Here is a 12134-nt window from a genome sequence, read left to right on the forward strand (position 1 = left end):
CTTACGCGACTTCTTGCGTTCTTGGCTGAGTCATTGGCTTAACTTTGCAGTGCTTCTCATATAAAAACTGTAAAACTTGCTGACGTAGATATTGATACCGTTCGTTATTTGCGAGAGAAACACGATTTCTAGGACGAGGTAGATCAACTGCTAATACTTGACCGATTGTGGCTGCAGGACCATTTGACATCATCACAATACGATCAGATAACAGCACGGCTTCATCGACATCGTGGGTGATCATAATAATGGTATTATTAAGCTCAGCTTGAATTGCCATTAAGGCATCTTGCAGATGTGCTCTTGTCAGTGCATCTAAAGCACCAAATGGCTCATCCATCAGTAAAACATTGGGCTGCATTGCTAAAGCACGAGCAATCCCTACCCGCTGTTTCATACCACCAGAAATTTCATCAGGCTTTTTGTCACTGGCATGGGTCATTTGCACCAACTCTAAATAGTGCATCACTTGCTGATTAAGCAAAGTCTTACTCACTTTCTGTTTTTGATGTATCGCGACCTGTTTAAGCGCTAACTCAACATTTTGATAAACCGTTAACCACGGTAATAAAGCGTGATGCTGAAAGACGACCGCCCTATCTGGCCCCGGCCCTGCAACTTCTTTATTACTGACAATAACCCCACCATCAGTTGGCATCTGAAGACCTGCGATTAAATCAAGCACGGTTGATTTACCACAACCAGAATGTCCAATTAAGGAGATAAACTCTCCTTTATTGACGGTTAGATTAACGTCTTTCAAAGCAACAAATTCGCCCGTTGCGACAGGGTAACGCATCCCTAATTGAGTTAACTCAAGTAATGGTTTTTGCATCTTACTTCTCCTTTTTCGCCTTATCGCAACACTTGCTGCTTATCCCATGAAACACGCTTTTGGATCATGAGCATTAATCTATCGAGCATTAAGCCAATAAAACCAATCATCACCACCGCAACCATGATTCGGCTTAACGATGCTGCACTGCCATTTTGAAACTCGTCCCATACAAACTTGCCTAATCCCGGATTTTGCGCGAGCATTTCTGCGGCAATAAGTACCATCCATGCGATACCAATTGATAATCTTAAGCCGGTAAAAATCATCGGAATGGCAGAGGGCAAAACAATCGTTCTAATATGCTGCCAATAAGATAAACGCAATACTCGACTCACATTGACTAAATCTTTATCAACATTCGTTACGCCAACGGCCGTATTAATTAAGGTTGGCCATAAACTGCATAAGGTGACGGTAAGCATTGAATTAAGAAAGGATTTTGCGACTAACGGATCTTTCGTTACGTAACTTGCACTTACTACCATGGTCACTAACGGCAACCATGCCAATGGTGAAACAGGTTTTAATAATTGAATAATAGGGTTAAACGCCATGTATAACTTGTGATTGAGTCCCAGCACTAACCCCAATGGGATCGCAATAACGGATGCTAAAATAAAGCCACAAGCAACGGTCACTAAACTGGTAACTATTTGATCAAAGAATGTCGCTTTACCCGTGTAAGCACGCACTTTGATATTGGCATCAGGATCAGCGGCTAATTTTTTAGCATTACGTACTTCCTGACGCTCATAGAAAGCCTGTTCTTTTTCTCCCTCTTGCAGATGATCTTCAACCAGTAACACAAATTGTTCAGCGGTTTGAACCGGTCCCGGTAATGAACCAAGTGATGTTTTCACTTGTAGTGCCGAAAAGTGCCAAATCACAACAAAAAACAAGACGCCTAATACTGGTAGTAACCATTCGGATGAGCGTTTTAACATGACTTTTTGCTCGGGTAATTGTTTAAGAAAACTAATCGTTGCTGACATGATCTCTCCTTAGATCTGCTGATCGCCTTTTAAGCCAATCGAAAATTGCTCGAGATACGCATTCGGGCTACGTCCGTCATAGGTAATATTGTCAATGAAATGATTATGTGGAGGGCGGAAACCCGTTTCATTATCGACGTCTGAAAAATCTGATTGCTTCATAAGGCCATCTGAAATCAGGGCATTAACTGCTAATCGATAAATATCAGGACGATAAACTTGTTTGGCGATATCGATATACCAGCTATCAGGTTTTGCTTGTGGTATTTGTCCCCAGCGACGCATTTGGGTTAATGACCAAACAGCATCACTGTAGTAAGGGTAAGTCGCGTTATAACGAAAGAACACGTTGAAATCGGGTGCAGGTCTAATATCACCAGCCTCATATTCAAAGCTCCCTGTCATGCTATTCGCTATTACCTTTTCATCAGCCCCTACATATTCACTACGAGCAAGTATCTTTGAAGCCTCGGCACGATTCTCATTGCCATTATGATCAAGCCACGCTGCCGCACGAATTAAGGCTTTAACTAATCGAATATGCGTATTAGGGTTTTCTTTCGCCCATGATTCCGTTACACCAAAGACTTTCTCTGGGTTATTCTTCCAAATATCATTATCTGCAATGATCGGTACCCCAATTTTTTTCGCTACCGCTTGTTGGTTCCAAGGTTCACCAACGCTATATCCTTGAATTGTTCCTGCTTCCATCGTGGCTGGCATTTGCGGTGGTGGCGTGACATTCAGTAAGATTTCAGCCTCACGTTGCCCACTGTTATCGCCTTTTTCAGGGGCATAAAACCCAGGATTGATCCCAGCGGCTGCTAACCAATAACGTAATTCGTAGTTATGGGTTGATACCGGGAAAACCATACCCATTTGAAATGGCTTTCCGGTATCTTTGTAATGTTCCAATACAGGCTTTAACGCTTCAGCTTTAATCGGATGGATAACTTTTCCATTCTCATCAACCGGTAATTGTGGCTTAATTTGTTGCCATACTTCATTGGAAACAGTGATCGCATTACCATTTAGATCCATGCTAAATGCCGTAATAATCGGTGCTTTGGTACCAATACCGATTGTTGCACCGAGAGGTTGACCAGCCAGCATATGCGCGCCATCTAACTCACCATCAATCACGCGATCCAGTAGCACCTTCCAATTTGCTTGCGCTTCCAGTGAGACATACAAGCCTTCGTCTTCGAAATAGCCCTTCTCATAAGCAATAGCTAGCGGTGCCATATCCGTAAGTTTAATAAAGCCTAGTTTTAGTTCTTCTTTCTCAGGCTCGCCTAACACCAATGGCGATGCATTGACCGTTAGCGCTCCAAACAGCAAAGCAGATAAACTGACGCCGTACGATTTTTTGATGAGCTGCATGAGTCCTTTTATAGCCATAATATTTCCTACCCAACTTAAAAAATAAAAGCCACTGCTTCGGTTAAGAAACAGTGGCTTCGGTGCCATCCCAAGTACCTTCATGGTAGCTATGGATTTTTATCGCTCTCGTCGGTTATTCAAGTGCGACCAAAAATTTTGTGTAAGTGATGCGCTTGCACAACTTACACATTAATTAATCCATCATTTATGCCAATTTTTTTAAAATCGTAAAAAACATTAAAAACAGCTAGTTACGATATTTCGATTATTTGTTTTATTTATATTTGCCTTAATATGGTGCAGGTCGCACCAGATAAGTAACAGATAACAAAGTAAATAAAGCTAATATTGTTCGGTTTTCTGTAATGTTGAGATTAAGTTTCTCGCTATTTTCACCATCGGCAAACCATTATCCATCGCCGCTTTTCGTAGTGCGTCATGAGCTTGATTTTCATTAAGACCATGGTGCTTTTGGAGTAAGCCTTTCGCTTTATCGATCCATTTTTTATCCATGATTTTTTGCTCTAAATCTGCAATTTCCTGCGTCAGTTTTATTTGCTTATCACGCACTTGTTTTGCTCGCCCAATCCACGTTTCAAACTCGCAGTCAACCGTTGATGGCAGTAATAAATACCCTTCAGGATCTGGTAATATATTGAAAGTATTAATATTAAATTTACGAATAAAAACAATAAGCGGCGTACTATTTAAAGAAGTGAGTTTAATGATCTCTTTTAATTCAGCACAAGGCTGTAGCCATGAAGTCACAATAGTAGCGTCAGGATATTGCGATAACATCCCAGCTAATTGATTAAACTTAACCTCGATAACAACGCGGAGATCAATGGCAACACGCTGCGCTATTTTGCTTTGTTCTTCTTGGCTGTCGCTGCAAATAATAATAGGGATAACTGGCATAATCTTTCCTTGATAACAACATCTTTCTATACAAGTGGTTATTTTCCTATTACGTACACTGCAATTAGACTGCCAACTCTAAAAACAAAACTATAAATAAACCTATTTATTAAAATCAGCCCCTTAAAGCAAACACACTTGCTCAGTTAATTGCCTTGCTGTGCGCTGTAATTGCTCACGTAGTGCTACCACATCACCGATGATGATCAAGGCGGGGGATTCGCCTTTAAGATCCTCTGCTAATGACGCGAGTCCTTTAAGTTGTTCAATATAGACAGCTTGATTAACAGAGCAACCATGACAGATCACGGCAACAGGCGTCTCTTCATTTAACTTGGCCTCAATCAATTGGTTTTGTATCTGTTGTGCCTTCTCTAGTCCCATATAAAACACTAAGGTTTGCCCATTCGCGACAAGTTGCGACCACGCATTAAAAGCCCCTGTTGCTACATGTCCTGTGACTAAGGTAACGGAACGCGAAACTTCACGATGAGTAAGAGGAATACCAGCAGAAGCCGCGCAACCAATCGCGGCAGTAATACCTGGAATGAACTCATAATTAATATTTGCATCCACCAAGGCTAACGCTTCCTCTCCCCCTCGCCCAAAGATCAAAGGATCGCCCCCTTTAATTCTCACCACGTACTGCCCTTTATGTGCTTCTGATATCAATATCTGATTAATTTCCTCTTGCGATAAACTCGGTTTACCACAACGCTTACCTACATAAATATGAATAGCTTCAGGGTTGGCTAACGCAATAATATCTTGGCTGACTAAACGGTCATAAACGACAACATCGGCATGCTCAAGTGCGCGCAATGCTTTTATCGTTAATAAATCAGGGTCGCTCGGGCCAGCTCCCACTAAACTTACAAACCCGCTATCATGCTTACGACTTGCAGATGAAAGTGGCCTCAGTACCTTTTTGTACCCCTGATCATCATGAGACTGAAATCGACTTTTTAAGACTTGTTTAGCGGTTCGTTTGATTGTTGAAAAATCATCCATGATTTCATCCTTCATTTATAATTGAACAGTTGGAATAAGTTGCTGACTTTCTGAAAAATGTCGTTCAACTTGAGGTAGGCAAGTACCACAATTAGTACCGCATTTTAATTGCTTAGTAAGATCGGATAATGATGTGATGTTATTGGTAACAATGGCTTGTTCAATCATCAGATCCGTAATTTGGAAACAACTACAGACAAGCGTTTGCTTACTATGCTGACAACCTAAGGCTTCTAGCACATCCGTCATCACAAAGGGTTGATTAACACAGTTAATCAGTGTCGTCATATCAACATTAATTGGCTGATCACTAAAAAGATGGATCGCCGTAGTATTCAATTTAATATCAGGGTTAATTACCTTGGCTAACTGCACTAAGGCAAATCCCCACTTTTGTTCTACTAATAAATACTGCTGTTTAGATCCAGCTAAAGATCGCAATAGCGCCGTTTTGTCTAAGCAAGTCTTACCTGCATATCGCCAGATCCCTTTCTGCTGATAATGTTCATTCTGATACGTTTGGAAACTGGCATATTCATAGTCCAATTGTGCCGGAATATCCCCTAATGACACGCCATGAAATTCCATTGAGATCGGTGTTAGTTTTACTTGTGCGGACTTAAAACTAGGCTGACCGGATATAGGATCACAAGCCACAATCACACTTTGATTGATAGCCGATTTTGCACCGTATTTCCCAGCCCAGTGCATAGACATAAACACTTGCTGCTGGCTAAGTGTCGAATCAAAAACAACCCGAGCAAGGTGTTTATTCAAATCTTGATAGCTCTCAAGCGATTCAATACAAACGAAGTCACCATCCACTAACCCAACATGTTTAGCACTGGTTGGATGAATATAAAGACTCGGCTCGACTTCAGACTGTGCCAATACTGGAACATGCCCAGTTCGTGTCATGGTATGCCATTGATCACGTTGTCGACCAGTGTTAAGCCAGAAGATCGATTGAGAGGCATCTTGCGCTAACATCACATTTGACGACGGGTTTTCACTTGCTGAAGGCGTGACGACTAATTGGGCTTTTCTGGTTGGAGTCGAAAATAAAGGAAGGTCATTGTGTTGTTCAAATACGCCATTACTGGTCGCATTGAGAGGCCATTGCTGCGGCTGCCACGTTTGATAATCATCATCGCTAATCAATGCTAAACATGAAATATCAAATAACAAGTCAGTGCTATTGTTAATACCACTCAAGGCGGCATGTTCACGAAAAATATCAGCTTCTGATTGATAATCAAACGCTTTACTAAAACCTAACTGCTTCGCCACATCACAAATCATTTGCCAATCGGCTTTAACCTCACCTGGCATTGCGGTAAATGCCCGCTGTCGACTCATCATACGCTCTGAGTTTGTTACCATGCCTGATTTTTCACCCCATGCCGCTGCTGGTAATAAGCAATCTGCATACGCTGCTGTATCTGATTCAGGTGTAATATCAGAGACAATCACATATTCACACTTTTCTAATGCTCGGCGTACTTGCTCGTTATCTGGCATTGATATCACGGGGTTAGTTGCCATGATCCACAACACGCGGATATCACCGTTTTCTACGCTTTTAAATAAATCGACCGCTTTATGCCCTGCCGTTGTTGCGATATTAGGCGCTTGCCAAAACGCTTTAACTTGCGAAATTGAAATATCATCAAAGCCACGATGAACGGCGAGTTGATTAGCAAGCCCGCCAACTTCTCTTCCTCCCATCGCATTAGGCTGGCCTGTTATAGAAAAAGGACCACAACCTTGTTTGGCCATTTTTCCACTAACTAAATGACTATTAATAATACTATTGGCTTTATCTGTGCCACAACTTGCTTGATTCACCCCTTGGCAAAATACAGTTACAGCACGCGGCGCTTCCTTCATCCATTGGTAAAATGTTGCTAGTTGCTCAATCGCAATGCCACTACTTTTACTTACTTCAAGCAATGAATATTTATCTTTCATTACCTCTTGCTGTAATGCATCAAAACCTTCAGTTACCTGAGCAATAAAATCACGATCAATAGCGTTGTTTTCTATAAGGTAACGAATTAATCCATTGTAAATATCAATATCAGTATCATTGGCCAACGCTAAATGTAAATCCGCCTGCTCTGCTGTTACCGTTTTACGTGGATCTATCACCACTATTTTTAATAATGGATTTTGTTTTTTTGCTTGTTGGATACGTTTAAAAACAATGGGGTGAGTCCACGCTAAATTAGAACCCACCAGCACAATTAAGTCGGTGTTGTCTAAATCGCTATAATTGGTAGCAACAATATCTTCACCGAATGCTCGGTTATGTGCAGCAACAGCAGAAGCCATACATAACCGAGAGTTTGTATCGACATGGCTACTACCAATAAAGCCTTTCATTAATTTGTTGGCAACATAATAATCTTCCGTCAATAACTGACCAGATAAGTACATACCAATGGCTTCAGGACCGGATTCTGCTATCACACGGCTAATGGTTTCAGCTATTTGACTGGTTGCCTGATCCCACTCGACAACCTTTCCTTTAATTTGAGGATATAACAAGCGATTAGGTTGGCTCATACTGGCTACGAGTGACGAACCTTTTACACAAAGTGCACCACGATTTGTTGGGTGAGATACATCACCAATAATCTCAGACTGCTTTGTTACAACGCCACAGCCAACACCGCAATATGGACATGCTGATTTAATTCCTTGGCTAATCATCCCTTCCCCTTAACAATATCGCACTGCCACTGAAATAAAAAAAACGCTTATCCCGAGAAGAGATAAGCGCCAATGCTTAACGAAATAGTGAATGTGCAATAAGATTAATGCAGTGAGTATGCCAACCTAAAAAAACAAGAAATTACTATTAGATAACAGTGAGTTAATTGCCACCCCTTTACTTTTTAATTTCTACCGTAATCACCCACAGCACCAACATAATGCGTCGTTGCACAACAATGAGTCATCAAGATGCTGGCTCTGGCCACGTCATATCATCAACACGTTCATCCGCAATATAAAATAGACGAGTAGCAGGAGTAATAGATTGGTTTAATGGTGGATTGACTTGAATCCCCTTACCATCGTCATAGGCAATAAGGATAGCATCGTGCTGATATTTAAAATGCTCAAACAATAACGCAAAGGTCGCTGGTTGTTGTGTTGAAGGGTAATCAATCGCATATTGAGTCATCCCTTTATCCGTACTTAATAGCTCTTGATGAAGCACACTCGACCCCGGATCAACCGCTGATTTAGCAATCATTTCAATCGCAACCGAAGGAATACATTCCGCATTAGGACAATGAAGCTTTAATAAATCGCTCAGCCCCTCGTCATCAAAATAAGCCAGTAAATGTGCACTTGGATTACGACCTGCGGCAAATAATGCTGCAGTTAAGGTTACGTCATCATGTAGCGCATCAACAATAATACAACTGGCTTTATCTATACTGGCACGCGCCATTTCCTCGGCATTGGTATAGCTAGTGACACGGACAAATTCTATCTTATCAGGCATAGGGTTTTCGATTTCAGAACGCGTACATAACACAATCGTCCGACGCCCTGCTTCTTCATGTAGTAACATTCGTAACATGCTAAGCGTTCGATTTTCATTCCACCCCAACAGTAAAATATGCTGCTCCATTTCAAGACTCCTTTTTCCTAACATGCCACGTCGCCAAACACTCACGAACAAGGTTGCTATCCGGCCAACAACAATCGCAAATAGCCCTAAACCACCCGGAATAATAAATAGCGCAGCCACCCATTTACCGAGTGCGGTTTCAGGAGAATGATCGCCGTAGCCCACAGTAGAAGCGGTTACGACTAAGTAATAAAAGAAAGTGGAGAAAGAACGACTTAATTGTTTTTCACCCATAAGGAATAGTAGCAACCAACTTATTGCGATGTATAAACCCGTGATAACTGCAATATTTCGCCCAGTTAGTTGAGAGAAATATTTTACCGTGATCCGTTGTAGGTATAACCACAGCCCCATATTCACCCCACACTCAAATAAATATAACCCTCAAATTTAAGCGTAGCTTGTTAAAGGTAATTATTTAAAAGCCGTACTTAATTTGTAAAATACTCACATACCATAAGAAATAAATAACCAAAAAACCACTATTATTAAAACATTGAATACCACAAGTTATTCACAGAACGCTAATTCTATTATCGGTTACTGTATATTGTTTTTTTATCAGTATAAGGATATTAATCTCCGTGTTAATTACGCCGCCTTAGTTTCTCTTCCCCTCGCCAAAAACTTAACAATGACTATCTTCGTCTTCATATTCGATTCACGTTTGTCATTTCTTTGTGATACTCGCTTTGCCCTTGTTCAAGTCTATTTACAGCCCTCGACACCTCGTTTATCGTCTGCAATAAAACAACAGTCAATTACATAATTATGAAGAAATATGGACTTATAGGCGCAGTAGCACTAATTACGATTTGCTGCTTTTATTACAATAAAACCGAACAACCGACGGCTAATATTGCGCATTTTTCTAAGCAAGAAAAAACACAGCAATCAAATTTAGAACTTGATATAAACCAAACCATTCTAGAGCAGGCAAAAAAGTGTATTAATAAAACACCAACAAGAAAAAACTTTCATTGCCCGATTGATATCAATACTGCTGAAATCGCAATAAATGGAAAACTCAACATTATGCGAACAGGTAACCATTACGAGATTCATACCACAGATTTTGTTTATAACGTTAAAGCAAGCAAAATACAGACCTCAGTCACCACTGAAGATCAGGGCTTTTATCAAATTAACGATGCATTACAAATTGTGAACTTTCGCCTTACTTTTCAACAAGGTGATAAACATTGGTATAGTGAATCAACCAAGCCATTTACGTTTTCTGAGTCTTCAGATAATGCGTTCAAAATTGTAAAAGGCTCAGCAAGAAACTATGGTTCTAACAACTCCTATTTTGATTGGCACTCAAGCAATCAGAAGGTGTTAAACGCCTAATATCAAGCAACCCAATTGTTCCCCCGATTGGGTTGCTTGATGCCTTAACTATTAATCATAACAATGGGTTTTATCGCTACGTTTCTGTTGGGTAGTTAAGATGCGACAGAGTCGTTCGGTGATCACAATGAGCTAGCTATGAAAGCTAGCTCGTTTGTGGACAGAAATGAGTTTCGCGAAAACTTACATTAGCAATGTCATGAATAACTATAGGTATGGCAAATAGCAAAAATGGCATGCATGACACACCAGATGATGTAGCGCCCCCTCTGCCTTACGAACACCGAACTCGCCTTGAGAAAAGCATCAAGGCTGCCACCCCTCTAGAGCATATCGCACAATTTACTTATACAGAGGCTCGGGCTTGTTCAACACTTGGGATTTAACGTTGGCTACGCAACACTTAATCCTTACTTGTTATGTGTGTGCTAAAAGCCCAACAGATCTTTTAATGAAAAACCATCAAGCGTGTTTGGGGTTAACATGCCTGTAGCAATTAACACTAAAAACACTGCGATAGTCAGAAACACAGGAGTTTTTAACCATACAATAAAGACATATATATACGTCCTTTATAGCGTTCCAGTCTTTCAATATGTCGACTCTTAGCCAAACTAAAAGCTAGTATTAGGTAAGAAAGAAGTGAGATCGTAGCGATTTCATCAGTAGCTTTGGAAACTGAAGTGCCCCAATACCCGCGGTAAAAAACAGCGTGCTAAACGCTTTGTCCATGTAGTTATACCTACCACAGGGCGGGATTCAACTTTGGCTAAATATCAACCAAAGATCATTTTTGAGCGATATTCGCCAGACCAACCTGATTTTCTACGTTTGGCAGCTAAGCTATCTTTGTCACTCTCATCTAGCTTTATCGTGTTCAAAGCAGCACGATTAAATGACACCAAGCGAGAAAGCAACAGCCCAACAAGTATCATACCCAAACCGATATTTACGGAGTAAAGTAGCGTTTTATTTTGAAGTGTAAACTCTTCAATTGTTAAAGTCCAAAATCCATTAATTATAAGCAAGATAGTAATAAACTGTCGGAGCTATATTCCTTCTTGCCTTTATTTTCACAAGTTTTGTTAGGTTCTGGTTCTCTGCGCGTATCTATAGTATTCAATATTATTATCCTCACTTTTTAGTTATTGTTTTATTCGACTCTTAAGCAAGTGAACTGATTTGGTTGTATGGCGATTACTTCAATGTTCTCGGTTCGCCACACATAGACGAGAAATAGTAGCGAAGAAGAAACCAAGCCGCTACTCTAGCAAAAACAATGCCGCTCACCTTAAGTGAACAGCATTAGAGTTACCACTCCTGTCTTGATTGGCTTTTTAAAAATGTCTATAGGTGACGCTAGAAGGAATATTATTCCGTGATATTAAAGCCAAGTTTATGAACAAGGCGCAACATAATTTAAATGTATCTTGTTAGCTTGTGAATCATTCAGGCAAAAAATATGGCGCGAGCATATAGTCTTTGCACGAATAGCTAACATTATTGTCATTTGGTATACTTTTTCCTGTATAAGCCAAAGAACTCTCGGAGTTGGTCTGAATACCTAGAGTTAAGTGCAATGAGTGTGTATCAGAAGTAAATGGGGTATGGACATAACCTTTAGGAATATAAAGAATATCACCTTCATGAACAAATTCATCAATAATAGGTTGACCTTTAGCTATCTCATTAACTCTCTTGTCTAAATCTAAAGATTCTAATAGAGACTCTTGAGTGTCGTCAAAAGCCCTCCCCCAAACAAGCCATCTCTTCTTTCCCGAACACTGTATTAAAAGGGTTGCATTGTAGTGGTACATTAAATTTGGCCACCTACTCAGAGGTGATATCATCACCTCTTAACATGGATAAGTGACATCATGACAAAACGAACAAGACGATTATTTAGTGCTGAATTTAAATTAGAGGCAGCACAATTAGTTATCGATCAAAACTATTCAGTAACTGAAGCTGCTCAGGCCATGAATGTGGGTAAATC

General features: G+C 40.4%; 10 protein-coding genes and 1 pseudogene. 2 read left to right on the forward strand and 9 right to left on the reverse strand.

Features of this window, described 5'->3' with window-relative positions:
- Position 1 precedes the first annotated feature (1 nt).
- From C9J41_RS19375 to C9J41_RS19405, 7 genes are all read right to left on the reverse strand, one after another.
- Positions 2 to 835, reverse strand: a complete 834-nt coding sequence (locus C9J41_RS19375) for an ABC transporter ATP-binding protein (protein WP_005364475.1) — start codon at positions 833 to 835, stop codon at positions 2 to 4.
- A 20-nt stretch (positions 836 to 855) separates the two neighbouring features.
- A complete protein-coding gene (locus tag C9J41_RS19380) occupies positions 856 to 1782 on the reverse strand; it encodes an ABC transporter permease (protein ID WP_107206973.1) in 927 nt (308 codons plus the stop codon).
- A gap of 57 nt (positions 1783 to 1839) precedes the next feature.
- On the reverse strand, positions 1840 to 3300 hold the full coding sequence (locus tag C9J41_RS19385; protein ID WP_006644067.1) for a CmpA/NrtA family ABC transporter substrate-binding protein: 1461 nt from the start codon (positions 3298 to 3300) through the stop codon (positions 1840 to 1842).
- A 255-nt stretch (positions 3301 to 3555) separates the two neighbouring features.
- The gene (locus C9J41_RS19390) at positions 3556 to 4131 is read right to left on the reverse strand and encodes an ANTAR domain-containing response regulator (protein ID WP_107247251.1); all 576 of its coding nucleotides are present in this window, start codon (positions 4129 to 4131) and stop codon (positions 3556 to 3558) included.
- A 123-nt stretch (positions 4132 to 4254) separates the two neighbouring features.
- Positions 4255 to 5142: a uroporphyrinogen-III C-methyltransferase gene (cobA, locus tag C9J41_RS19395; protein WP_107247250.1), complete on the reverse strand. Its 888-nt coding sequence runs from the start codon at positions 5140 to 5142 to the stop codon at positions 4255 to 4257.
- A 15-nt stretch (positions 5143 to 5157) separates the two neighbouring features.
- A complete protein-coding gene (locus C9J41_RS19400; RefSeq protein WP_107247249.1) occupies positions 5158 to 7857 on the reverse strand; it encodes a nitrate reductase in 2700 nt (899 codons plus the stop codon).
- Positions 7858 to 8104: 247 nt separating this feature from the next.
- Positions 8105 to 9142 carry a potassium channel family protein gene (locus tag C9J41_RS19405; protein WP_107247248.1) on the reverse strand — a complete coding sequence of 346 codons (1038 nt, stop codon included), beginning with the start codon at positions 9140 to 9142 and terminating at the stop codon, positions 8105 to 8107.
- A 417-nt stretch (positions 9143 to 9559) separates the two neighbouring features.
- On the opposite strand from C9J41_RS19405, the gene C9J41_RS19410 reads away from it, so the two are divergent.
- A complete protein-coding gene (locus tag C9J41_RS19410) occupies positions 9560 to 10138 on the forward strand; it encodes a hypothetical protein (RefSeq protein ID WP_107247247.1) in 579 nt (192 codons plus the stop codon).
- 776 nt (positions 10139 to 10914) lie between these two features.
- Here the strand turns inward: C9J41_RS19410 and C9J41_RS19415 are convergent.
- Both C9J41_RS19415 and C9J41_RS19420 read right to left on the reverse strand, forming a co-directional pair.
- A pseudogene (locus C9J41_RS19415) lies at positions 10915 to 11037 on the reverse strand (ISAs1 family transposase); the annotation flags it as partial.
- Between the two features lie 546 nt (positions 11038 to 11583).
- The gene (locus C9J41_RS19420) at positions 11584 to 11955 is read right to left on the reverse strand and encodes a JmjC domain-containing protein (RefSeq protein ID WP_158259686.1); all 372 of its coding nucleotides are present in this window, start codon (positions 11953 to 11955) and stop codon (positions 11584 to 11586) included.
- Positions 11956 to 12015: 60 nt separating this feature from the next.
- On the opposite strand from C9J41_RS19420, the gene C9J41_RS19425 reads away from it, so the two are divergent.
- Positions 12016 to 12134, forward strand: a 119-nt coding sequence (locus tag C9J41_RS19425) for a transposase (RefSeq protein WP_146144343.1), incomplete at its 3' end; no start/stop codon positions are given.

Source organism: Photobacterium sp. GB-50 (assembly GCF_003026755.1).
Classification (GTDB): Bacteria; Pseudomonadota; Gammaproteobacteria; order Enterobacterales; family Vibrionaceae; genus Photobacterium.